The sequence below is a fragment of the Sphingomonas sp. RS6 genome (assembly GCF_054489705.1).
The window spans coordinates 427,241-451,561 of record NZ_JBTMWM010000002.1 but is presented as its reverse complement, the minus strand read 5'-3'; the positions used below and the strand labels follow the sequence as shown (position 1 = coordinate 451,561).

Below are 24,321 nucleotides of genomic sequence, written 5' to 3'. Positions count from 1 at the left end.
CCGCACCATGAACGACACGCCCGAAGCCACCAGCCTGCTCGTCAGCGCCCGGGTCGACGGGCTCAGGCTGCGCAGCCGCGACGGCGATTCGATCGGCCAAATCCACGCGATGATGGTCGACAAGGGCAGCGGCACGACGCGCTATGCGGTGCTCGCGCTCGGCGGCTTTCTCGGCATGGGCAAGAGCTTCTACCCGCTGCCGTTCGAACTGCTCGCCTATGATCCGGGTGCCGACGACTATGTCGTCACGATCGATCGCCGCGTGCTCGAAGGCGGGCCGAGCTGGTCGAACAACGCCCCCGATTTCACCCAGGCCTATGCCGATCGCGTCTCCGGCTATTACCAGCTCACCGCCGCCCGCGTCGATCGCACCGACGCGGGTTGAGGAACTCGATCAGGGCTTGATGCCCCACACGGCGAACCGCTCGTCGATGCGCGGCTCGATCATCCGCGCGCCCTTCAGGTACAGATCGGCGTCCTTCGCCTTGGTGCGCCCGGCGATCACCCCGCGCATGAACAGGCTCGCCGACTGTTCGGGATTGGCGAGCAGCGCCGCGTCGAGGTCGGTCACCGCCTCCGCCAGCCGGTTCATGCGGAAATAGACCATTGCGCGGCTGTCGAGGATCGCCGCGGCATTCTGGCTCAGTTCGATCGCCTTGGTGCAATCCTGAAGCGCCAGGTCGAGCCCCACATTGTGCGTGCCGCGGATCCAGCAACGGCCGTTGAGCAGCGCCGCATTGCCCGGCGCCTTCGCCACTGCGTCGTCGAGGATCGACAGCGCCTCGTCCACCTCGCCGCCATCGGCCAGCACATTGGCCAGCGCCATCTGCCAGCCCATCTTGCCGTCGCCGCCCTGTTCGATCCGCGGATCGAGCAGCGCCCTCGCCTCGTCGATCTTGCCCTGATCGCCCCGGATCGACGCCAGCATCGCGGTCGCCCCGTCCGACGCCGAGTCGAGCTCGAGCGCGGCCTCCAGGTCCTTCACCGCCAGATCGGCCTGGTTCAGCTGGTGATACAGCCCCGCCCGGCGCACGAGCAGCTCCGCCGTCGCCTCCAGGTCGATCGCCTTGGTCACATCGGCCGCGGCGGCGCGATAATCATAGATGCGCTCGTTGAACCAGGCACGGTTGGTATAGCTTTCGGCTTCGTCCGGCTTGACCGCGATCGCCTTGTCATAGGCGGTCAGGATCGGCGCCAGCCGCTGGGTGCCGCGTGTCGCCAGCACCATTTTCCAACGCGGCGGATGGTCCGCCGGCGCCACCGCCTTCAGCGGATCGGCCTTCACCCGCGCCACCTCGGCGCGAACCGCCGCGATCCGGTCGGCCGGCACTTCCTCGATGCCCGATGTCATCCGGTCGGTGATCGTCAGCATGTCGCCCGCCAGCGCAACGTTGCGCGCCAGCCGCATCGTCGCCAGCGCCGCCGGCAGGGTCTGCTGCCCTTCGAGCGTGAACTGCTTGCCGCCATCGGGCAGTTTCACCCGCGTCGTCACGCGGCGATCGTTGAACGCGCCGGCCGCCACCGGGATGTTCTTCCACGCCGTGCGCCCGCGATTGGGCGAAAAGTCGATCGCCTCCGCCGTCCGGTCGAGCGAGAGCCGGAACCGGCCCCGGTCGTAATTCCATTCGGGATAGGCGATGCCCTTCGCGGTCAGCGTCACCGTCCCGGCGGCGGGATCGTCCTCCATCTTCTGGTCATAGGCGCTGTTGACGCCCAGCACGCTGCTGATCTGCGATCCGATCAGCTCGCCCAGCTTTTCCTGATCGATCTGCGACTTCATGCCGCGCAGCGATTCGGCGGTGCCGCCGTTGAACGTCATGCTGAACGTGAACAGCGCCGGGAAATCGATGCCCGCGCTGCCGTCGAGCGTCACCGCCGCCTCCTGCTCGGGGCGCGCCGGCGGATGCAGCGGCATCGGCTCGATCGCCGCACCCGCCTCGCGCACCGGCAGCGCGGCGCGGAACGCCGGCACGTCGTCCAGATCCTCCAGCCGGCTGCCGCCCTGCGTCCCGTCGAGCCACAGCGTCTTGCCGGCGATCGAGGCGCGCACGATCACATGGTCGAACGCCGCCGGCGACGGCAGCCGCGCCGCGACCAGATCGCCCATGCTGCTGCTCACCAGCGCCGGCTCGGCCTCGATGTCCAGTGCGCGCAGCAGTGCGGTCAACAGCAGCGTCTTCGCCTTGCAGTCGCCATAGCGCAGCGACCAGGTATCGGCGGGCTTCTGCGGCACGTAATTGCCGTTGTCCATGCCGCGGAACAGGTAGCGCACCTCGTCCTGCACCAGCCGCAGCGCCATCGCCGCGCGCGTGCGCGGATCGCTGCTCGCCTTGGCGATGCGCGCCACCTCCGCCGCCAGCGGGCTGCCCGGCGCGATCGCGCCTTCGGTGCGGTAATAGGGCGCCATCGTCTTCGATACCGACTGCCAGTCGGCAAAGGTGCTCGCCTCCAGGATCGGCATCGGCTTGTAGCGCTGCGGCGCATCGTCGGGCACTTCGGCCGGCTTGGCGGTGGGCAGCGGGACCAGCAGCTCGCGATAGCCGCCGGCAACCGGCTTGGGCTCGATCGCCGATGCGTTCGCGGCATTCACCACCCCGGCCGAATAGTCGCGCCATTTCAGCGGCACGCCGTCCTTCCACAGCAACCGCACCCGGCCGAACCCCAATTTGGTCGGCGACGGCACCAGCGGTGCGGTCGTCATCATGTCGCCGCCCAGCGTCGGGTCCTTGCGCGTGATCGAAAACGCGACGTCGAGCACGTCGCCGACGCGCAGCCCCTCCACCGCGACGGTCGCGGTCAGCGTGCCGTCGAGCGAGAATTGCTCCAGCTTCTGCTCGCGCTGCAACACGGTGAAGCGCGTGCCCTTGGCGATCAGGTCGATCCGCTCGCCGCCGCGCACGATCTGCAGCTTGTGGATCATCAGGTCGCCCTTGCTCGGGTCCCATTGCAGCGGCAGCGTGCCGCTCTGGGTGAGCATCTGCGGCGATGCCATGCGCAGCGCCGTTTCCAGATAGGTCCAGACCTGCCCGTCCTCCAGCCGCTGCTGCTGGTCGAACAGCATCACCACCGGCGCGGCGTCGTTGATCTTGGCTGGATCGATCGCCGGTGCCGCCGCCACCCATCCCGGCGCCGCCTGATAGAGCGGCTTGTCTCCCGCATGTGCCACGCCCGCCGTGCTCAACAACGCAACGATGATCGCCTTCCGACCCAGCATCCAATCCCCCTCTGCAATGCGCCAACCCTAGCGGCTGGCGGCATCGGCTCAACTCAAATCGCGTGCAGGACTGGCCAGGAAAGCTTCAAAAGTCGGTGAAGAATGCCACGCGATCATCCCGCGTGATAGAAATCATAGACCTGCTGGGCGACACCGGCGGAAACGCCCGGCGCCTTTTTCAGATCTTCCAGGCTGGCGTTACGAACCGCGCGTGCCGTGCCGAAATGCATCAGCAGCGCCTTCTTCCTCGCCGGGCCGATGCCGGGCACTTCGTCCAGCGGGCTCGCGCCGATCGCCTTGGCGCGCTTGTCGCGATGCGCGCCGATCACGAAGCGGTGCACCTCGTCGCGCAGCCGCTGGAGGTAGAAGAGCAACGGCGCGTTGACCGGCAGCATCCGCTCGCTGCCGTCCATCAGGTGGAACACCTCGCGACCGTCGCGCCCGTGATGCGGCCCCTTGGCGACGCCGACCATGCACACATCCTCGATGCCCAGCTCCTCCAGCACCGTCCGCGCCGCATTCAGCTGGCCGCGCCCGCCGTCGAGCAGCACCAGATCGGGCCAGTCGCCCTTGGTCCGGTCCGGGTCTTCGTCCTGCACGCGGGCGAAGCGGCGGCTCAGCACCTCGCGCATCATCCCGTAATCGTCGCCGGCGATCGTCTCGGGGCGCTTGATGTTGAACTTGCGGTACTGGCTCTTGCGGAACCCCTCCGGCCCCGCGACCACCATCGCGCCCACCGCGTTGGTGCCCTGGATATGGCTGTTGTCGTACACCTCGATCCGGTTCGGCGGCTCGGGCAGGTCGAACAGCTCGGCCATCTCGCGCAGCAGCCTGGCCTGCGTCGTGCTTTCCGCCAGCCGCCGGTCGAGCGCCTCCTCGGCGTTGCGCTTGGCCTGGTCGAGCAGCCGGCGCCGCGTGCCGCGCTGGGGCACCGACAGCGCCACCTTGTGCCCGGCGCGCTCGCCCATCGCCTCGGCCAGCAATTCCGCCTCGGGCAGCTCGCGGTCGACGAGCACGTTTTTCGCGGGCGGGACGTCCTCATAGAATTGCATCAGGAACGCCGCGAACACCTCGTCCTCGGGCACGTCCTGGATATGGGTGGGGAAGAAGCTGCGATGCCCCCAATTCTGCCCGCCGCGGATGAAGAAGGCCTCGATCCCGATCACGCCCGATTTGGCCGCCAGCGCGAAGATGTCGGCATCGCCCACGCCTTCCGCGTTGATCGCCTGGCTGCCCTGGATGAAGGTCAGCGCCTTCAGCCGGTCGCGCAGGATCGCCGCCAGCTCGAAGTCGAGATTCTCGGCGGCGGCCTGCATCGCCTCGCCCAGCTTGGCCTGCACCTGGGTCGACTTGCCCTGCAGGAAATCGCGCGCATCGTTCACCAGCTCGGCATAGCCCGCCTGGTCGATCCGCCCCACGCACGGCGCCGAGCAGCGGCGGATCTGATAGAGCAGGCACGGCCGGTCGCGGCTGGCGAAGAAACCGTCGGTGCAGCTGCGCAGCAGGAACAGCTTCTGCAACGCATTCAGCGTCTGGCGCACCTGCCCCGCCCCGGCGAACGGCCCGAAATAATCGCCCTTGTAGCGCCGCGCGCCGCGATGCAGCTGCACCCGCGCAAAATCATGGTCCTGACGCAACAGGATGAACGGAAAGCTTTTGTCGTCGCGCAGCAACACATTGTAGGGCGGGCGATAGCGCTTGATCAGCTGCGCCTCGAGCAGCAGCGCCTCGGCCTCGTTGTTGGTCGTCACGATCGTCATCGATCGCGTCTGCGCCACCATCCGCTGGAGCCGCTTCGACAGGCGCTGGACCTGGGTATAGTTGGTCACCCGGTTCTTCAGCGCGCGCGCCTTGCCGACATAGAGCACGTCGCCGCGCGCATCCTGCATCCGGTACACGCCCGGCCGCGCCGGCAGCGTCGCCAGCACGTTGCGGATCGCCGCCACCCCCGCCTCCAGATCGGGGGCATCGGCGCCGCGCACCGCATAGGTGGCCTTTTCCTCGTTGAACCGCTGTGGGGACTTGGGATCATTCATCGCCGCCGATGTAGGCGCGCAAGCGAGCGATTGCCAAACCCCTAGATCCTCCCCGGCACGGGGAGGTGGGGCGCCGCAAAAAATTCCTCCCCGGCACGGGGAGGGGGACCAAGACGCGAAGCGGCTTGGTGGAGGGGGCCATCCACGAGTGCGTCCGCCGCGGCAGACCCCCTCCACCATTCGCTAACGCGAACGGTCCCCCTCCCCGTCCCGGGGAGGAATGTGCGCCCCCAAAAGAACCCCCGCCCTATTCCGCCCCGGCCGCATTCTCCAGCTGGTCGACCTCGGCCTCGATCCGTTCGATCGTGCGGTCGGCGCGGGCGCGGATGTCGCGGTCGCGGGCGCGGTCGTCGGCGGCGTGGCGGACGGCGATCAGTGCCACAAATGCAGCGAGCGCCAGTGCCACCAGGGCACCGGCGCTCAGCCAGCGATAGCTTGGTTTGGGTTCGGCCATCGACGCCCTTTAGCGCGGCGTCGCGGGCCAAGCCAGTTCAGTTGACCCGGCCAAGGCCCTTGATCGCCTGGTCGACCAGCGCCTTGTCGGCGTCGGCCCCATGCTTGTCCGCGATGATCGCAGCAGCCGCGCTGGTCGCGGCATCGGCCGCCCTGGCGCGGATCGACTGGATCGCGGCACGTTCGGCCGCGGCGATCTTGTCCTCGGCCATGCGGGCGCGGCGGGCGACGAGCTCGGCCGCATCGGCTTCGGCGCGGGCGCGCATCGCGGCGGCCTCGGCCTCGGCATTGGCGACGATCGTGCGGGCATCGGCCTCGCTCGATGCGGTGCGGGCCTTGGCCTCGGCCAGCATCGCCTCGGCTTCGGCGCGCAGCTTGGCGGCGTCATCTAGCTGATTGCGGATCGCCGCGATCTGCTTGTCGAGCATGCCGCCGACCAGCGCTGGCACGCGCTTCCACAGCACGATCAGCAGCACCGCCAGCATCGACAGCGCGACCCAGCCGGGCGCGGTGATGCCGAGCGCCGAGGGCTCGTGATGCAGTTCGGCGGTGCCGACCTGCGTGCTCAGCGAAGCGGTATGTTCAGCCATGGGCCAGCGCAGCCTTCACATTCTGTTCGACGGTGGCGCGGTCGACCGCGACGCCCGAAACGCGCGCGACGATCGCCTCGACCGCCTCGACGGTCGCCGCCTCGATTTCGCCCAGCGCCGCCTGCTCGCGCGCCGCGATCTCGCGCGTTGCCTCGTGCAGCCGGGCCTCGTCGGCCGCGGTGGCGGCCTTCACCCGGGCTTCGGTCGCGGCGGAAGCCTCGGCCTTGGCGGTTGCGGCCATCCGCATCGCCTCGGCCCGGGCGGCTTCCAGCCCCGCCTGATAGGCCTCGTCCGAAGCCCGCGCGGCATCGCGCGCGGCTTCGGCCGCGGCGATGTCCCCGGCGATGCGGGCGGCGCGATCTTCCATCGTCCGCTCGATCTTCGGGACCATCGCCTTGCCGATCCCGAAATAGATGAGGGCGAATACGATCGCGAGCCAGAACAGCTGCGAGGCGTAGATCTCACCGATCTGGGATAGCTGCGGCATGGGCCGAGGCCTCCGTTCTTGCTTACTTGACGACGAAGAGGATCAGGATCGCGACGACGAACGCGATCAGGCCCAGCAGTTCCGACGCAGCGAAACCGATGAACAGGCGGCCCTGCTGGCCGTCTGCCGCACCCGGATTGCGCAGCGCGCCTTCGAGGAACGAACCGAACACGTTGCCCACGCCCAGCGCGGCCAGGCCGATACCGATCGCCGCGAGGCCGGCACCGATGTACATTGCACCCAGATCAGTCATGTCTAGCTCCCTAGAAAATTCGGTAGAAACGATAATTCGAAACGGATCGACTTAGTGCAGGTGCACCGCGTCGTGGAGATACAGCGAGGTCAGCAGCGCGAACACATAGGCCTGGATCGCGCAGACCAGCAGTTCGAGCGCGCTTACGCCGACGATCATCGCGAAGCTCAGCAGGCTCACCAGCCAGCCCAGCGGGCCGCCGGCATTGATGCCCTGCACCACGAAGCTGCCGAACACCTCGAGCAGGATGTGCCCCGCGGTCATCGCGACGAACAGTCGCAGGCCCAGCGAGAAGGGGCGCACCATGAACGACACGAACTCAACCGGGATGATGACCGGCATCAGCCAGCCCGGCGCGCCGTGCGGCACGAACAGCGAGAAGAACTTCAGCCCGTGCTTGGCGAAACCGACGGCGAGCACGATGCCGAACGAGAAGAAGGCGAGCACCGCGGTGACGGTGATGTGGCTGGTGACGGCAAAGGTGTGCAGGCCCGGCAGGATCGCCAGCGGCAGCACGCCGACCAGGTTTGCGAACAGGATGAAGAAGAACAGCGAGAAGATGTACGGCGCGAACTTCTTGCCGCCCTTGCCGATGCTCACATTGACCATCGAATCGATGAAGCCAACCGCGCCTTCCACCATCAGCTGCCATTTGCCGGGGATCAGCTTGCGCTGCATGCCGCCGGCCATGAACACGTACAGCATCGCCGCGACGACGAGCATGAACAGCGCCGAATTGGTGAAGGAGATGTCGTAGCCGAACAGCTCGATATGGCGGCCGAACAGCGGTTCGACCTGAAACTGTTCCATCGGATCGATTTTGCCGGCGCTCACTCCGCGCGCTCCTTCGAAATCTTGTAGATGTTGCGAAACGCCACCACCACGCTCAACGTCAGCAGGATCAGCAGCGCCCAGGGGGACGTGCCGAGCCAGCTGTCGAGTGCATAGCCGATCACCCCACCGCCCAGCGGCGCGCCGATCAGTTCGGCGAGCACGCGCGAGCCCTGCGAATAGCCCTTTTCGGGCTTGCGCACCGGCCCTTCCGACGCGCGCACCGCCGCCTTCGCATCAGCGATGCGCCGGTCGAGGTCGGTACGGGCTTGGTCGTCAGTCAAGGCGAGCACGGCGATCCAGATATGAAAAAGCCGCCGCGCTTAATGGCGGGCGACAGACAGCATCGCCAACCCCCGGGGTCGCGATGTACCGGCGCTTTAGGAAGACCAATCGACCGAGTCAACCGTTGCGGACACCCTCGCGTCGTCCCGCTCGCCGCGCCCAGCTGTCCGCACCCGCCCGATTGCTGATAACAAGTTGGCGGCGCGGGACGAGATCATTGCGGATGGCGGGCGCGCCCTGCATAGTCGCGGCGATGCCCGCCGATCCTCCCGACAATAGCGGCCACCGCGCGCGCCTGCGCCAGCGTCTGTTCGAGGGCGGGCCGGACGCGCTGCTCGATCACGAGCTCGTCGAATATCTGCTCGCGCTGGCGATTCCCCGGCGCGATACCAAGCCGCTGGCCAAGGCGCTGCTCGATCAGTTCGGCGGCATCGCCGGGCTGCTCACCGCCGATGCCGCGGCGATCGCGCGCTTCCCGGGCATGGGGGAAACCAGCGCCGCCGCGCTCAAGGCCGCGCACGCCGCCGCGCTGCGCCTGCTCCATTCGCATGTGCGCGACCGGCCGGTGCTCGCCAACTGGCAGGCGCTGCTCGATTATCTGCGCGCCGACATGGCGCATCACGCGATCGAGCGGTTCCGCGTGCTCCATCTCAACACGCGCAACATGCTGATCCGCGACGATCTGATGAGCGAAGGCTCGATCGACGAGGCGCCGGTGCATGTGCGTGAGGTGATCCGCCGCGCGATCGATTTCGGCTCGGCCTCGCTGATCCTCGTCCACAACCACCCCTCGGGCGATCCCTCCCCCAGCCGCGCCGATATCGAGATCACGCGCACCATCGCCGATGTCGGCAAGCGGCTCGGCATCGTCGTCCACGATCACGTCGTGATCGGCCGCGAAGGCCATATCAGCCTCCGCGCGCGCGGACTGATCTAGAGGCACCCGAGAAAGTAGCCGAAAGCAAATGAGCCTGGGCGGGGAGATGCCGCTTTTGATTGATCCTCCGCCAAAGTGGGGTAGCCGCAGGCTGGTGGAGCGACGCCCCTGTTTCGCGCGGGCGACGGATCGGCTACGTCGTTCAAAGTCTCGACGGCCCCTCGCGCACCAAAACATCCAGACGACAGCGCCTTGGCCGAAGTCGAGACACGGGGAGAGGCAAGATGAAGCGACTGGCGACGATGTTCCTGCTCTTGGCCATCAGCGGGAGCGCCAGCGCGCAGACCGCCCCTGATCGCATCGAAACGCCGCCCGTCTCGGCCGTCACCGTCGCCGACGGCATCGAGATCAGCTACCGCGTTCACGGTCCCGCCAAGGGGCGCCCGATGCTGCTGGTCGCCGGCACCGGCATGCAGCTGATCGAATGGCCCCCCGAACTGATCGACGGGCTCGTCGCGCGCGGCTTTCGCGTCATCACCTTCGACCATCGCGACGCGGGGCAATCCACCCATTTCACCCGCGCCGGCATGCCGGACTGGGCCGCGATCTTCGGCGCGATGGCGACCGGGGGAGAGCCGCCTCTGCCCTATCGCGCGCAGGATATGGCGCAGGATATCGTCGGCCTGCTCGATCGGCTGCAAATCGAACGCGCCGATCTGCTCGGCCTCTCGGGCGGGGCGACGCTCGCCCAGCTGGTTGCGCTCGCCCACCCCGATCGCGTCCGCAGCCTCGCCCTGATCGCCGCCAATTCGGGCAATCCCGCCCATCCGCTTCCTGCCGATCCCGCGCGGATGGGCGCCGTGCCGCAGCCCCAGCCGGGATGGACCGCCGCGCAGCTGATCGACCGGCAGATCGCGGTGACGAAGGCGCTGGCAGGTCGCGGCACGACGCTGGACGAGCGCAGGACCGACGAACTCGCCCGCGCCACCGTCGCCAGGGACGCGGACCCGTTCGGCTTTGCGCGGCAGGGCGCCGCGATGCTCGTCCTGGGCGATCTCCGCGCACGGCAGGCGACGCTGCACGTTCCGACCATCGTCATCCACGGCGAGGACGATCCGCTGATCTCCTATCGGTCGGGCGAGGAGGTTGCGAAGACCATCGCCGACGCCCGCTTCCTGCTCATCCCCGGCATGGGGCATGAAGTCCCGCCCCAGCATGTCGCCGCGATCGTCGAGCAGGTCGCGCAGAACGCCGCCCGCCCGCGGAAGGACTGAACGTCCCGTCAGGCGCCTCTTCTCAAGCCGAGAAGCACCTTCGATTCAGCCCGGCCTGGAATGCCGCTATTCCGGCACCTCGCGCCGGGTGGGCATCGGCCGCTGCACCGGGGCCGGGCGCGATGGCGCGGGGCGGGCGGCGGGCGGTGGTGACGGCGGCCGGGCAGCCGGTGCGGCGGCGGGCGCGGCGACCGCCGGGCGCGGCGGCGCGGCCGGGCGGGGTGCGCTTGTCTGCGGCGCCTCGCTCCGCCCCGGCCGGCTCCAGCCCGGCGACATCCAGCCGCCGCCGCGACGCGGCATTTCCGGCGCTGCGGACGGTGCAGCAGACGGGGCGGCAGACGGGGCGGCGGACGGCGCAGCGGGGCTCGGCGCCGCCCGGGGCGGGCGCGGCGTCCAGGGGCGCGGCGACGGCCGTCCCTCGCCCGGCTCGCGATCGGGACGTTCGGCGCGCGGACGCAGATCCTCGCCCGGCTTGTTGACCGGCCAGCGTGGCCCCGGATTGGGCGCCGGCGTGGCGATCACCGTGCCCGGCCTCGGCGCCCCGTCGGGACTGCCGGGGCGATCGGGGCGCTGCCACGGGCGGCCGGGTCGGCCGGGATTGCCGGGCTGTGCGGCGCCCGGCGACGTGCCCGGGCGATCGGGACGGTCGGGGCGATCGGGACGGCCCGGGCGGTCGGGGCGGTTCGGCCGGCCCGGCTGCCCGGCACTCGGCGGCACCGCCCATTCGGGGCGATCGGCGGGTTCGGGACGATCGGGCCTGCCCGGCCGCCCCGGCTGCCCCGCGACCGGCGGCCGGCCCGGACGTCCGCCGCTCCAGCCCGGCCGTCCCGGACGATGATCCCAGCGATGACCGAGCCCCGGCGGGGGCGGTCCCTGGAACCCGCCGGCGCGCCAGCGGGCAAAGGCCGCCGCCTGGTCGCGGCGACGGCGGCGCTCGGCTTCCCAGCGCTGCCGCTGGATCAGCGCCAGATTATCGTAGCGATGGTAGCGCCAGCCCGAATCCCAGCGCTGGTCGAGGCCGATGAAGAACAGGTTGAGGTTCACCCAGCTGGTCGTGTCGACCGGCTGCCACTGGCGGTCGAGCAGCGCGTCGCGCAGCCGCCGGCCGCGCGCATACAGCCGCTCGCCTTCCTCGACATAGCCGGCGCCCTCCTCGGGCGGCACCCAGTCGCCCGAGGCTTCATAGATCGCGGCGACCTCGCTGCCCTGATAGCCGAAGCTGCGATCGGCCTCGCGCACCAGGAACGGCCCGCGCTCGCCGGGGGCGAAGAAATAGGTGTCGGTGCCGTCGGGCCCGTCCTCGACGACGATCCAATAGCCGTCGCTCGTCTCCCACGCCACCGGCTCGCCACCGTCGAACGCAAAGGCATAATCGGGCGGCGCATCGCCGAGCGCCTCCCACAGCGCGTGAGCGCGGTCGATCCAGCGATATTCGGCGCCGTCGTTCATGCCCCGGTCGCTGCCGGCGGTGATGACGCGCTCGTTCTGCGCATAAGCGGGCGCGGCGGCGGCGATCAGCAGCGTCGCGGTGCCCAGTGCGCCCATGCCCAGCGCGCCCATCCAGTTTCGACTTGATCCTCTCACGCGATCGACTCCCGCAACGCTTGTCTCACCGTCTTCGGCCCCCGCGGGTGAACGGTTGCTGACCTGCGACGATCCGTGACGCAATCGCCGCCCGCGCATGAATAATGCCGCGTTAACCAAACCTTAGACCCCAGGGGACATAAGGAGGGCGACGTAGTTCAGCGTATTATAGGGGATCTCCGATGAAGCGCGCTCTGGTGTTGCCGACAATGGCATCGGCCCTCGCCATTCTCGCCGCGTGCAGCGGCGGCGGTGGTGGGGGCGGCGTCGGCTCGACCCCCACCGCCCCCAACCCCACGCCCGCGCCGACCCCAACCCCGACGCCAACGCCGGACCCCAGCGCGACGCCCACGCCGACGCCGACCCCGGCGCCCACACCGACACCGACCCCTGCGCCGACACCGACGCCCACGCCGACTCCGGCGCCGACACCCACGCCCACGCCCACGCCCACGCCCACGCCCACCCCGGCACCGACGCCGACGCCCACCCCGACCCCGGCGCCAACCCCAACGCCCGCGCCCACCCCAACACCAACCCCGGCGCCCACGCCCACGCCAACCCCCGCTCCCATTCCCCCGAGCGCGCCGACCAACACCTCGCTGCTGTCGCTCACCGCCAGCGAAAGCTTCAACAACGACGCCACCGGCTTCAGCGGCACCTTCTATGCCGATGCCAGTTCGTGCGGCTGTCTCACTGCGGGGCTCGGGCTGACGATCGCCTATGATGCCGCCACCAACGGCTATCTGGTCAGCGACGGCGTCAACACCGAAACCTTCCTGCCCGGCGATCGTGACGCCGCGCAGTCGAGCAGCGTGCTCGACGTCTATTATCACGGCACGGCGAACAGCGATTACACGCTGTCGCTGACGCTGCCGGGCACCAGCGGCGCGCTCACCTATCGCTATGTCGGCGGCGGCTTCTGGCAGCGCGCGGACTATACCGCCGATGGCAATGCCAGCTTCCGCTTCGATTCGTTCAGCTATGGCGTCGAAACCCCCGATGCCGCGCTGCCGCGCTCGGGCAGCGGCAACTACACCGTCGATCTGGTCGGCGCGCTCGGCTATGGCGTGCTCGAAAGTCTGTCGGGCAGCGGCACGCTCCAGGTCGATTTCGCCTCGGGCAAGCTCGTCACCAGCGGCACCGTCGACGAAATCGATACCAGCACCGGCACCACCATCACCAGTTCCAGCTTCATCGGCCTGGCCCAGCTCAGCAGCAGCGCCAACAGCTTCGCCGGCAGCTTCAACTTCTCCGACGGCACGATGAACGGCGCGCTCAACGGCCGCTTCTATGGCCCCAATGCAGAGGAAGTCGGCGCCGCCTGGACCGCGTCCAACGCCAATGGCAGCGCCGCCGCCGGCGTGCTGATCGGCCGCAACACCGGCGCGCTCGGCGGCGATGCCACGCTCGATACGCTCAGCAACAGCCAGTTCTTCGTCAGCGAAACCGCAGCGCTTCAGGCCAGCTACGACGATGCGAGCGGCGCCGCCACCAGCCGTTCGGGCGCCACCGGCGCGCTGATCGTCAGCTATGACGCGACGACCGGCAACTATACCGTGATCGCCGGCAGCCGCAGCCGTGTCTTCACCCCCACCAACCCGCCCGAGGCCGCCGATCAGCTCGTGCTCGATCCGCTCGGCGGCGCGCATTATGTCCGCGCCGGCCGCTGGACGCGCACGATCAACTCGGGCGGCGTCTCCAGCTATTCGGTCGACGCCTTCGCCTATGGCCTCAAGACGGCGGACAGCGCATTGCCGCGCACCGGATCGGCCAGCTATGCGGTGACGCTCGCCGGCGCGATGACCGATGCCAGCCAGCCCGGCCTGCTTACCCTGTCGGGCAGCGGCACGCTCGGCGCGAACTTCGCCACCGGCGCGATCACCACCAGCGGCACCGCCACCGCCAGCTATACCGACGCCACCAGCACCACCACCACGACCAACGGCAGCTTCACCGGCAGCGCCACGATCGCCAGCAGCGCCAACGCCTTTTCGGGCACGCTCGGCCTGTCGCTGCTCGGCAGCCACAGCGGCAGCCTGACCGGCCATTTCTACGGACCTACCGCCGAAGAGGTCGGCGCCAGCTTCTCGCTCACCGATGGCGATGGCGACATCGCCGCCGGCAGCCTCACCGGCACCCAAACGAGCGCCTCGGCCACCGCCGCCGGCCGCACGGCGGCGACCCCGCTCGTCTTCACCTATGCGAGCTTCGCCGATCTCGCCGCCGCCCCCACCAGCAGCGACATGGCCAGCTGGATGGTGCCGTTCGGCGCCGCCACCACCGACATGCCCCGCACCGGCACCGCCAGCTATGCCGGCATCGTCCAGGGCAGCGGCAGCATCGGCGACGCCAGCTACACGCTCGGCGGCAGCAGCAGCTTCGCGGTCGATTTCGGCCGCTCCAGCGTCGCCGGCACGCTCGCGATCACCGGCACCGGCACCGGCGGCAGCGTCGATTTCGGCAGCTTCGGCTTCCAGTCGAGCGCGATGACCGGCAACGCCTTCACCGGCGCGCTGTCCGCGAGCGGCGGCAGCGGCACGCTGAGCGGCTGGTTCTTCGGCCGCGGCGCGGCCGAGATCGGCGCCAGGTTCGATGCGGTCCGCACGCTCGCCAATGGCGCGCAGGCGACGCTCTCGGGCGCGACCATCGGCACGAAGGGCGAGTGATCCGCCGCGCCGCCCTGTTCGGGCTGGTCCTGCTCGCCCCGGCCGCGGCCCATGCCCAGGGCGAGGGCCAGGCCGAGGCGACTCAGCAGCGCGAGGTCTCGGCCGCCGGGCTGTTCGCGCTCGCCGCGCGGGCCGAACCCGACGAGGCCGAGACCATGTACCGCGCGCTGGCGAAGGACCGCGACGGCGAGGTTCGCGCCGAGGCCCGCTTCCGCCTCGGCCAGTTGCTCGAACGGCTCGGCCGCAAGCGCGACGCGGCGGTCGAATATCGCGCGCTGCTCGACGAAAAGCCCGATGCCGCGCGCGTCCGGCTCGAACTCGCCCGCCTGCTCACCGAACTGGGCGACGAGGCCGCCGCCCGCCGCGAGCTGCGCCAGGTCCAGGCGACCGGCCTGCCGCCGCAGGTCGCCCAGCTGGTCGATCAGTTCGCCGCCGCGCTGCGCTCGCGCAAGCCCTGGGGCGCCAGCCTCGAAGTCGCGCTGGTGCCGGACAGCAACATCAATCGCGCCACCGATGCGGCGACGCTCGATACCGTGCTCGCCCCGCTCCAGTTGTCGCGCGACGCCCGCGAGCGGTCGGGCATCGGCGCCCGCGCCGCCGGCCAGGTCTATGCCCGCCTGCCCGTCGCGCCCGGCCTGTCGCTCGTGCCCCGCCTCGCCGGCCAGGGCGAATTCTATCGCGAGGGCCGCTTCAACGACGTCTCTGCCTCGGCGCTGGTGGGGCTCGAATGGAGCCTGGGGCGCGATCGCCTGCGCCCGTCGCTCGGCGGCACGCAGCGCTGGTATGGCGGCCGCGCCTATGCCCGCACCGCCACCGCCGCGATCGACTGGCAGCATCCGGTCGGCCCGCGCGGGCAACTGACCACCAGCGCGACGATCGCCGGCACGCGCTATCGCGACAACGGGCTCCAGGACGGCCTGCTGCTCAACGGATCGATCGCCTATGAACGCGCCTTCTCGGCACGCTCGGGCGGCAGCGTCACGCTCACCGCGACGCGACAGACGGCGCGCGATCCCGGCTATGCCACCGCCGCCGGCGGCGGCGCGCTGCTCGGCTGGCGCGAATTCGGCCGCACCACCGTCTATGCCACGCTCGGCCTGCGCCGGCTGGAGGGCGATGCCCGCCTCCTCCTCTTCCCCGAGCGCCGCCGCGACTGGAACCTGAGCGCCGGCGCCGGCGCCACCTTCCGCCGACTCGCGTTCCACGGCTTTGCGCCGATCGTGCGACTCGAGTGGGAACGCAACCGATCGAGCGTCGGCCTTTATGATTATGCCCGCAAGGCGGCGACGATCGGCCTCACCCGCGCCTTCTGATCGCGCCCGCCGCGCCGCCCGGCGCGCGGCCACGCCCGGACCAAAATCCAGCACGCACAACGGGAAGCAACAACCTCCTCGAAAAGCCGGCGCGCGGAGTCTGCGTCATCGCACATCGCCGCTCCATTATGGCACGACGAAGATGCGACGAGCCATCATCATGGAAATTGACGAGGTTTACATTTCGTATACTATCCAACGTCACCAGCCGGGATGATGCCGGCTGCAATTATCGCACAAATTGGGGGATGCAAGATGAAGAGAATTCTTGGCACCGCTCTGCTGGCCAGCACAATTTGTGCATCGCCGGCATTCGCGCAGACGCTCGCCACCGATCTCGCCACCTGGCAGGCGGTCGCCGGCACCTATGCCCGTGACACGATCTATGGTGACAATTTCAACGACATCGGTTCGGTGATGCTCGATGGCGGGCCGACGCTCACCTTCGGCGCGCCGGTCAACGTCCGCACGATCGGCGACGGCTGGGGCACCTGGTCCGGCGGCTATACCGATCAGGTGCTTTACACCAATGGCGCGAACAGCATCACGGTGAACATCGCGCCGACCACGTCGAACTTCGGCTTCTTTGCCGAACCGAACACCTTCGACGTGTTCCTGATCCAGCTCACGCTCACCGGCGGCGGCAGCGTCCAGCAGCTCGTCAATGGTGACGGCGGCGCGCTGTTCTTCGGCTGGAATGGCGGCGGCGTCTCCAGCTTCACCATCTCGACCACCGATGCCGACTTCGCCTTCGGTGACTTCTACTATTCCGCGCCCACCGGCGTGCCGGAACCGGCCGCCTGGGGGATGCTGATCGGTGGCTTCGGCCTGGCGGGCGCCGCGCTCCGCCGTCGCAGCACGAAGGTTACCTACGCCACCGCCTGAACGGCCACGGCCAAGGATTGCCTGGGGAAAGGCGTCGCCGGATCATCCGGCGGCGCCTTTTGCTTCCCCGGGGCCGCATCCGCACCATCCGTCCAGCCTCCGTACGCATCCGGAATGACCCAAGGGACAGGGGTGCGCGCACCGCCGCCGCCCGGCCGCCCGGCTATAATCCCGGAAATGCCCTGCGCATATTCCGGAGTCCGCCCATGCACCCCGAACTCGCCACCCGTCTCGATTTCGTCGGCTACACCGCAGACAAGCGCGCGCTCCTTGCCGAGGCGCGCGACACGATCCAGGCGGCGATGGTCCCCGCGCTCGACCGGCTCTACACCCAGATCGCCGCGCATCCCGAAACCGCGCGCATGTTCTCCGGCCAGTCGCACATCGCCAAGGCCAAGCAGCTCCAGGCCGATCACTGGTCGCATCTCTCCGGCGCCGCGTTCGACAGCGATTATGTCGATCGCGTCCGCCGCATCGGCGCGCGCCACGCCAAGATCGGCCTCACCCCGCAATGGTATATCGGCTCCTATGCGATCATCCTCGATTCGCTCATCGAAAGCATCGGCGCGATGGACGCCGGCCCCCGCCTCCCCTTCGGCCGTCGCAAGCCCGATGCGCGCTTCGATCGTCTCCGCGCGATCGTCACCGCCGCGCTGATCGATCTCGAAATGTCGGTCTCGATCTATTTCGAGCAGGAACAGGCCGGCCGCGCCGAGGCGATGGCCGCGCTCGAGGCCCGCGAAAAGGCGCTTGCCGGCCTGCTCGATACGATCAACGAGACCGTCGGCGCGATCAAGACCGGCTCGCAGGAGATCGCCGCCGCCTCGGGCGATCTCGCCCGCCGCACCGAAGCGAACGCCGCCAGCCTCGCCCAGACCGCCGCCTCGGTGCAGGAGATGGACCAGCGGCTCAAGGCCACCGCCGGCAATGCCCGCCGCACCGTCGAGCGCGCCGACGGCGCCAAGGCCACCGTCGATACCGGCCGCACCATCACCGAACAGGCGGTGCAGGCGATGGAGCGCGTGTCCGATAGCGCCAAGGGCATCGACAGCGTGATCGAGGGGCTGGACAAGATCGCCTTCCAGACGCGCGTCCTCGCGATGAACGCCGCGGTCGAGGCCGGCCGCGCGGGCGAGGCGGGCCGCGGCTTCGCGGTCGTCGCCGATCTCGTCTCGGCGCTGGCGATGCGTGCGGAAGAAGAAGCCGGCCGCGCCCGCGATCAGCTCACCGCCACCCAGGCGGATATCGTCGCCGCGGTCGGCATGGTCGAAAAGGTCGACGGCGCACTCTCGAACATTTCGGGCGATGTCGGCACCGTCAACGAACTGCTCGCGCAGATGGCGAGCGACAATCAGGCCCAGGCGGGCGCGATCACCGAAGTCTCGACGACGATCGGCGAAATGGACCGCGCCACCCAGCAGAATGCGGCGATGGTGGAGCAAACCTCGGCCGCGGCGCAGAATCTGGCGCGCGAGGTCGACCGGCTGGCGCGTCAGGCCAACAGCCTCAACGACGGCACCCCCGCCCCCACCCCGGGCAACCGCGCCACCGTAAAGGCCCTCGCCACCATCGCCGCCTGACCATTCCCCCCCGGCCCGCGGAGGGGGCGTGCGCAGGTCGGCGCCCCCCCGATAAGGGACACTCCCCATTCCTCCCCGGCACGGGGAGGGAGACCATGCGAAGCATGGTGGAGGGGCCCCCGGCAAGGGACGCCGCCCGAAGCCCCCTCGCCTCACCCCACCCCGACTGCTATCCCGTCGCCGAGGTCGTGCATCGAGCGCTGCCGGCAGATACCCGGAAACGTTTCGGACGTAAGCGCGGGGGCGGCCTCACCCATTCCTCCCCGGCACAGGGAGGGGCCCCCGGCAAGGAACACCCCCATTCCTCCCCGGCACGGGGAGGGGGACCGCCGCCGAAGGCGGTGGTGGAGGGGGCGCCCGGCAAGGGACGCCGCTCATAGCCCCCTCAAATCTCCGCAAAGAACGCCGGCAGCACCGTCACCTTCTCCACCATCTCCACCGTCACGCCCAGCGCCGAATCCTTCAGCAGCTGGCACAGCCGCTCGCCGTAGATCAGGTCGATCGCGGGGGCGCCGTCGCGCCGCGCCTCGTGTTTCGCGTCGGCGGTGAAGCTGCCGGTGGTGATGATCAGCCCCTTGTCGGCGCGCGCCTGCATCGCCCCACGAACGTCGCGCACCGTGGGCGAGGAAACCGATCCCTTGTAGCGCTTGCACTGGAACAGCACGTGAAAGCTGATCAGCTTGACGTTGAGCACGCCGGTGCCGTCGATCCCGCCATCGCCCGAACGCCCCGTCGACATCCTGGGCACACCCCCATTCCTCCCCGGAACGGGGAGGGGGACCATGCGAAGCATGGTGGAGGCGGCGCCCGGCAAGGGACACCGCCCGAAGCCCCCTCACGCGCCGCTCACGCCGCGTAGCGGCCATCCTCCAGCTTGCGCAGGCGGCCCATGCCGGCCAGCGCGTCGAGCACCGGCAGCACGCTGGTGGCGCGCTTGCCCTTGAAGGCGCGGGCGACGTCGTTCGCCGCCACCGGCCGGGCAGAGCGCGCCACCACGCTCGCCACCGCCACCACCTGGTCGGGCAGCGCGCCCGGCCATTCCAGCGCCTCGGCCCTGGCCTTTTGCGGGGCGTCGAGCGCCAGCTTCGCCTGTTCGGCCGGGGCTTGGTATCCCGGCGCCTGGAAATCGGGGCGCAGCCAGCGGACCTTGCCCCTGGCTTCCTCCGCCGCCCGCTCCTTGTTGAGCGCCACCAGCCGCTCCAGGATGTCCGCGTCGCTCAGGTCGACCGGCCAGCCATAGGCCTCCGCCACGCCCGCATCGATCGCGTCGTGATACTGGCGGATCAGCGAGACACAGCCGCGCTCGGCAATGTCGCGGTCCTTGGGCCCCAGCACCGTCCCCGCCCGCTCGGCGGCGCGCAGCGCCTCCAGCACATTGTACAGCTTGGTGAGCGTCAGGTCGTCGTGCCGGGCCAGCACGTCCTTGCGCAGCGCATCCAGCCGCTCGGCGGCATCGCGGATACGGGCTTTCAGGGCTTCGTCCGAGGTGTCGGGGAAGGGGAAGGGGTCGAAGCAGGTAGTAGTATTATAAACGAGATCGTTCCCCACACCTTGCCGCGCCCCGGCCGCGTCTGCCCACAGGACATGAGCTTTACTGCTAAGAATGCCCAAAATTAAAGCATCCGCAAAAGCTAAAACACGAATCTTTTGATCGGGAACGATATGATTTCCAATAAAGCTGAATATTCTATGCCGAGCGGTCTCCGTAGTTGCAATATATCTATCCATTCCCACTAGCGCCTTACGCATGGCAGGACGAGGTTCACCAAAATACCACCAGTTATCTCGATAGCTCGCTCTCTTGGACTGCTGCCTAAACGGCTTTACCGTGTTCAAAAGGTGCTGAAACAAAACAGGATAACGTCGTTCCACCTCAGCTGCAGAAAGGCCAAAAAGATCTATTACGTATTCAGGTTGCTCATTTCTTGTGAGTGCTCTGCCGTTGAGGTATGGCTTCACGACTTGCGACAAATGACCTGATGTAATTTGCAGGCTCTCGAAGTCCGTCGGCATGACTCTGAATCCACTACCTAGCGGGATCATGCCCATGAATGACACGCCCATGTTCGACCGCAATGGTCGAGCAGACGGTACATTTGCACCTATACGCAGATCAGCGTTTATCCGCCCACGCAATTCTTGGAATTTTAGACTATCGCCGTAGCCATCTGCACGAGCCTCAGCAATAATCGACAGTACTCGGCCAGGTAAAACACCAACTTCGGCGGCAGTCATTGCCACGCGTACCGCAGCGTCAGTTTCAGGATCAACCCAAGGGTGATCTGGAACCGCGAAGACCAGCGATACCGGAGGTATGCTGTGCATCGCGGTTTCAATTACCGCCCTGCTAGAGGCCTGATTGATGCTGTTGGTGGTTATGAAACCGAAGCGCCTGACAGACCCGCGAGCTCTTAAAGCGGCTGCAAACCACCAATACATCACGAAGTCAGCGTCGCCAGGCACTTTGGGCCATGACCGCCGCAGAGCTAAGAAATATCCGTCTCCGAGCCGGTCCCGCATCCTTTTGTTGCCGATGAACGGCGGATTCCCGACGATGAAATCCGCCTTGGGCCATTTCGCCGCGCGCGGGTTCACATAGCGATACAGCTCCACCCGCGCGCTTTCGTCGGGCACCGGCTTGCCCGTTACGGGGTGCAACTTCATCGTCTCGCCGTCCCAGCGCGTCACCGGTACGCCGTTCGCATCGCGCTCCAGTTCGCGGCGGTCCCATTCGATCAGCGCGTCGCGATTCTCGATCGTGCGCACGTCGCGCAGCACCGGCGGCTCGGGCATCCGGTCCTCGCCGTTCACCCGGAAATGCCATTGCAGGTATCCGATCCACAGCACCAGCTGCGCGATCGCCGCCGCGCGCGGGTTGATCTCGATGCCGAGGAAATTCTCGGGCGTGATCGTATGGCCTTCCAGCTCGGCCAGATAGCGCTCGTCGCCCAGCGCATCGAGCAGTTCGAGCACTTCGCCCTCCAGCTCCTTCATCCGCGCCATCGCGACATAGAGGAAGTTGCCGGTGCCGCAGGCGGGGTCGAGCACCTTGGTCGCGGCCAATTTGGTGTGGAACGTCTCGACGATCCGCCGCGCCTCCTCGCGCTCGCCCGCTTCGGCGGCCAGCGTCGCGGCGGTGCGGGCGCCTTCCCAATCGGCGCGCAGCGGCTCCAGGATGGTCGGCCCCACCAGCCGCTCGACATAGGCGCGCGGGGTATAGTGCGCGCCCAGCTTGGCGCGCTCCTTCGTGTTCAGCGCGCGTTCCAGCAGCGTACCGAAAATCGCCGGCTCCACCTGTCGCCAGTCGGCGGCGGCGGCGGCGATCAGGATGTCGATCTCCTTGCTCGTGACCGGCAGCGCCGTCGTGTCCTTGAACAGATAGCCGTTGAACCGGCGGACCGTCTCGCCCGCCTCGCCCAGCCCGAAGGCAAGGCCGCCCTTGTCCATCGCCTCCCACAGCTGGCTCAATTGCTGCGGCAGCAGTTCGGGCCGCTCGCGGGTCTTCTTGAGCAGCGCGCTGAAGCTCTTCTTCGGGATCAGCCCGGTATCTTCGGCGAACATCGTGAACAGCAACCGCATCAGGAACGCGGCGACACGGTCCGCATTCTGTTCGCGCGCCTCGATGTCCTTGGCCAGTTCGGCGAGCAGCGTGGCGATCTCGCGGGTGACGCGCGCCGCCTCTGCCGAGGGGTCGAGCGCCATCGGCGTCGTCCACACCGCCGCCAGCCGCTTGCGCACCTCCGCGTCGCGCAGGTCGTCCAGCGTGATGCGGTATCGCCGCCGGTCGGGGAACGGGGCGTAGCCTTTGCCGCTGCGCTGGAAATCGGCATAGACGTCGATGCAGTATCCGACATCGGTGACCAGCAGGAACGGCGGCCAGCCATGGTCGCGCGGCAGGTTCTTGGCATAGCCTTCGGCCTGGCTGGCGGCGCGCTGCATCGCGCCGGTCCATTGGCCGGTGCCGCGCTTGGCCATGCCGCGCTTGAACCGGTCGATCGCGGTCTGGCCGAAAAAGTCGCGCATCGCGGCATTTTCGCCCGCATCGACGGCGGCGATGTCGGCGGCGCTGCCCTGCTTGGCCTCCAGGATGAAGCAGTCGCGCTTGTAACAGTCGATCCAGCCATTGGTCGGCGGCGCGTCGATCTCGTTCTTGATGACGTGGCGCTCGAACACATAATCGTTGCGCTGCGTGTCGGATAGCGTCGGCTGGGGCGGCTCGACCCCCAGCAGGTGGCACAGGTCGCTGACGAACAGCTGCGTGTTCGCGCGTTCATTGCCGCCCGAAACCTGCCACTTGGCGATAAACTCGTCGATGGTCACGGCATCTCCCCCGCCCTTCTTTGGCGGTGAAACGCCCTCACCTCAAGCACCTGCGGCACTTCCCCCCGCCTCGTCCGTTCAGCCCGGCATGGACGAAAGCATCGCCACGCTCACCGCCCGGATGCACGAAGCCGCCGAGGCGATGGAGTATGAGGAGGCGCGGCGGCTGCGCGATCGGATCGCGTTGCTGCGCGGCGGGGCGGATGGCGATGCGGCGGCGGCGGCCGATACGCGCGGGCTCACCCGGCAACAGCCCGGCGCGATGGGCCTCGGCACCAGCCGCGCCCGCCCCGCGCCCCCGCCCGGCTGGACGCCCCCGCCCAAGCCCGATCCGATGACCGCCGGGCGCAATCGCCGGGGGCGGTGAACGCGGCGAGGATTGGCGCTCAGCCCTCGGCGGGCGCCGGTGACGCGCCGGGCGTCGGCGTCGCATCCGGCACGGGCGCGCCTCCCGGTGTCGGGCTCGCGGACGGTGTCGGCGTCGGGGTCGGTGTCGGGGTGGGCTGCGGTAACGGCAGCGAGCCATTGGCGATCGGCGCATCCTCCTGCGGGTCCGATCCCTGCGTGAAGCGATACGGGCGGGGCCGGGGCTGGAAGCCGATCGCATTGCACGATGTTTGCCGGATGCCCTGACTTGTCTTCAAATCCCCGCCGTTGCCGCTGAAGCTCAGTGCGACGCAATCCGCCGCGATGCCGCGCATCAGCATCAGGAACGCGCGCGGGCGGATCGTGGCCCATTTCAGGTCGCCGGCGCTGATCTCGTCAGGGTTGCTGAACAGGTCGTTTTCCGAAAGCCCCAGGCACTTGGCCGCCTGCACCACCGTCATCTCCGCGGCGTCGAACCGGCCTACGCCCCCTCGACACGCCTCGACGCCCGCCGCCACCGTCTCCAGCCCCGAACGATAGCGGGCGAAGCCGACATGCATCCCGCCGGCGATCGCCCCGGCCGCGCGCGCCGCGTTCCACGCCGCGCCCATCACATTGCCCTTGCTCACATCCTCCAGAAACTTGCGCGCGCGCTCGGCGGGCAGCGCGGCGAGCATCACCTTGATGATCCGCGCCTCGATCAGCGGAATGTTCGCCTCGAAATTCTCATAGAATCCGCTGCAACCGGCATCGCTGTCATAATCGACGGCGATGGGCGTCGGGCTGGGCGCCGGTGATGGCGTGGGCGTGGGCGTGGGCGTGGGCGTGGGCGTCGGCGCTGCGCTGGGCATTGGGGCCGGGCGGTCCGGATCGGTGGTCCGGCACGCGCCCTCGAACAGGTCGGCGGCGGCATAGTTGATCTCGTCTGCCGCGCTTTCGAGCAGCTGGGCAAAGACGTCGCCGTCCTGGCCGCTCACCGTCGTGCGCCCCATGTCGGCGGCCATCGCCAGGATGATCGTCGCGCGAAGCAGCGTCAGCCGCTTCGATTGCGATGCATTGAACGTCCGCTTGTCGAGGATGTGGCCGGGATAGCCGCCGGTGTACCGCGTTTCCTTGACGATGACGGTGCAACCCGGCGTCACCAGGATCGCCGCCGCCGCTATGGCGGTCACAATGCGCTTCATTTGCCTGTCCCCCAAAAGGCCAATGCAGCGACACGCAACCTGCTGCGATTATTTGCGTCTGTTGTCGGTTTTTCTTGTTGTCCGCAAGCCGTTTCTTCACCGGTCCGACAGCGCCCATCC

Annotated in this window: 20 protein-coding genes; 8 read left to right on the top strand and 12 right to left on the bottom strand. The window is 68.6% G+C overall.

Going from position 1 to position 24,321, the window contains the following annotated elements:
* The first annotated feature begins 7 nt into the window (after positions 1-7).
* Complete coding sequence (locus ACX40Y_RS06960) at positions 8-385, top strand: PRC-barrel domain-containing protein (protein WP_459118810.1); 378 nt, start codon at positions 8-10, stop codon at positions 383-385.
* Between the two features lie 9 nt (positions 386-394).
* On the opposite strand, the gene ACX40Y_RS06955 is transcribed toward ACX40Y_RS06960, so the two are convergent.
* The 8 genes from ACX40Y_RS06955 to ACX40Y_RS06920 form a co-directional block, all read right to left on the bottom strand.
* Positions 395-3,214, bottom strand: a complete 2,820-nt coding sequence (locus tag ACX40Y_RS06955; protein ID WP_459118809.1) for a DUF3857 domain-containing protein — start codon at positions 3,212-3,214, stop codon at positions 395-397.
* 113 nt (positions 3,215-3,327) lie between these two features.
* A complete protein-coding gene (uvrC, locus tag ACX40Y_RS06950; protein ID WP_459118808.1) occupies positions 3,328-5,250 on the bottom strand; it encodes an excinuclease ABC subunit UvrC in 1,923 nt (640 codons plus the stop codon).
* 247 nt (positions 5,251-5,497) lie between these two features.
* Positions 5,498-5,704, bottom strand: a complete 207-nt coding sequence (locus tag ACX40Y_RS06945; protein WP_459118807.1) for a hypothetical protein — start codon at positions 5,702-5,704, stop codon at positions 5,498-5,500.
* A gap of 37 nt (positions 5,705-5,741) precedes the next feature.
* Positions 5,742-6,293, bottom strand: coding sequence for a F0F1 ATP synthase subunit B family protein (locus ACX40Y_RS06940; RefSeq protein ID WP_459118806.1), 552 nt, complete (start codon positions 6,291-6,293; stop codon positions 5,742-5,744).
* Positions 6,286-6,780, bottom strand: a complete 495-nt coding sequence (locus tag ACX40Y_RS06935; protein ID WP_459118805.1) for a F0F1 ATP synthase subunit B family protein — start codon at positions 6,778-6,780, stop codon at positions 6,286-6,288. The genes ACX40Y_RS06940 and ACX40Y_RS06935 overlap by 8 nt, the downstream gene beginning before the upstream one ends.
* Positions 6,781-6,802: 22 nt before the next feature.
* Positions 6,803-7,015: a F0F1 ATP synthase subunit C gene (locus tag ACX40Y_RS06930; RefSeq protein WP_010544368.1), complete on the bottom strand. Its 213-nt coding sequence runs from the start codon at positions 7,013-7,015 to the stop codon at positions 6,803-6,805.
* A gap of 69 nt (positions 7,016-7,084) precedes the next feature.
* A complete protein-coding gene (locus ACX40Y_RS06925; RefSeq protein ID WP_459118804.1) occupies positions 7,085-7,867 on the bottom strand; it encodes a F0F1 ATP synthase subunit A in 783 nt (260 codons plus the stop codon).
* A complete protein-coding gene (locus ACX40Y_RS06920) occupies positions 7,864-8,148 on the bottom strand; it encodes an AtpZ/AtpI family protein (RefSeq protein WP_459118803.1) in 285 nt (94 codons plus the stop codon). The genes ACX40Y_RS06925 and ACX40Y_RS06920 overlap by 4 nt, the downstream gene beginning before the upstream one ends.
* 254 nt (positions 8,149-8,402) lie before the next feature.
* On the opposite strand from ACX40Y_RS06920, the gene radC reads away from it, so the two are divergent.
* Positions 8,403-9,086 (top strand): RadC family protein, encoded by a 684-nt coding sequence (gene radC / locus ACX40Y_RS06915; protein ID WP_459118802.1) that lies wholly within the window; start codon positions 8,403-8,405, stop codon positions 9,084-9,086.
* 224 nt (positions 9,087-9,310) lie between these two features.
* Complete coding sequence (locus ACX40Y_RS06910) at positions 9,311-10,300, top strand: alpha/beta fold hydrolase (RefSeq protein ID WP_459118801.1); 990 nt, start codon at positions 9,311-9,313, stop codon at positions 10,298-10,300.
* Positions 10,301-10,366: 66 nt separating this feature from the next.
* Here ACX40Y_RS06910 and ACX40Y_RS06905 read toward each other — a convergent pair whose 3' ends face one another.
* Positions 10,367-11,884 (bottom strand): hypothetical protein, encoded by a 1,518-nt coding sequence (locus tag ACX40Y_RS06905; protein WP_459118800.1) that lies wholly within the window; start codon positions 11,882-11,884, stop codon positions 10,367-10,369.
* A gap of 182 nt (positions 11,885-12,066) precedes the next feature.
* Here ACX40Y_RS06905 and ACX40Y_RS06900 point away from each other — a divergent pair, with 182 nt between their 5' ends.
* The 4 genes from ACX40Y_RS06900 to ACX40Y_RS06885 all read left to right on the top strand — a co-directional run bounded on the left by ACX40Y_RS06900 (position 12,067) and on the right by ACX40Y_RS06885 (position 18,331).
* The gene (locus tag ACX40Y_RS06900) at positions 12,067-14,553 is read left to right on the top strand and encodes a transferrin-binding protein-like solute binding protein (protein ID WP_459118799.1); all 2,487 of its coding nucleotides are present in this window, start codon (positions 12,067-12,069) and stop codon (positions 14,551-14,553) included.
* Positions 14,550-15,866, top strand: coding sequence for a surface lipoprotein assembly modifier (locus ACX40Y_RS06895; RefSeq protein ID WP_459118798.1), 1,317 nt, complete (start codon positions 14,550-14,552; stop codon positions 15,864-15,866). Before ACX40Y_RS06900 ends, ACX40Y_RS06895 begins: the two co-directional genes overlap by 4 nt.
* A gap of 255 nt (positions 15,867-16,121) precedes the next feature.
* The gene (locus ACX40Y_RS06890) at positions 16,122-16,751 is read left to right on the top strand and encodes a PEPxxWA-CTERM sorting domain-containing protein (RefSeq protein WP_459118797.1); all 630 of its coding nucleotides are present in this window, start codon (positions 16,122-16,124) and stop codon (positions 16,749-16,751) included.
* 206 nt (positions 16,752-16,957) lie between these two features.
* On the top strand, positions 16,958-18,331 hold the full coding sequence (locus ACX40Y_RS06885; RefSeq protein ID WP_459118796.1) for a protoglobin domain-containing protein: 1,374 nt from the start codon (positions 16,958-16,960) through the stop codon (positions 18,329-18,331).
* Between the two features lie 385 nt (positions 18,332-18,716).
* Here the strand turns inward: ACX40Y_RS06885 and ACX40Y_RS06880 are convergent, their stop codons facing one another.
* Positions 18,717-19,070, bottom strand: a complete 354-nt coding sequence (locus tag ACX40Y_RS06880) for a restriction endonuclease (protein ID WP_459118795.1) — start codon at positions 19,068-19,070, stop codon at positions 18,717-18,719.
* Between the two features lie 107 nt (positions 19,071-19,177).
* On the bottom strand, positions 19,178-22,651 hold the full coding sequence (locus tag ACX40Y_RS06875; RefSeq protein ID WP_459118794.1) for a class I SAM-dependent DNA methyltransferase: 3,474 nt from the start codon (positions 22,649-22,651) through the stop codon (positions 19,178-19,180).
* 88 nt (positions 22,652-22,739) lie between these two features.
* Here ACX40Y_RS06875 and ACX40Y_RS06870 point away from each other — a divergent pair, with 88 nt between their 5' ends.
* Positions 22,740-23,018 (top strand): UvrB/UvrC motif-containing protein, encoded by a 279-nt coding sequence (locus tag ACX40Y_RS06870; protein ID WP_459118793.1) that lies wholly within the window; start codon positions 22,740-22,742, stop codon positions 23,016-23,018.
* A 19-nt stretch (positions 23,019-23,037) separates the two neighbouring features.
* On the opposite strand, the gene ACX40Y_RS06865 is transcribed toward ACX40Y_RS06870, so the two are convergent.
* A complete protein-coding gene (locus ACX40Y_RS06865) occupies positions 23,038-24,201 on the bottom strand; it encodes a hypothetical protein (RefSeq protein WP_459118792.1) in 1,164 nt (387 codons plus the stop codon).
* Positions 24,202-24,321: the final 120 nt, after the last annotated feature.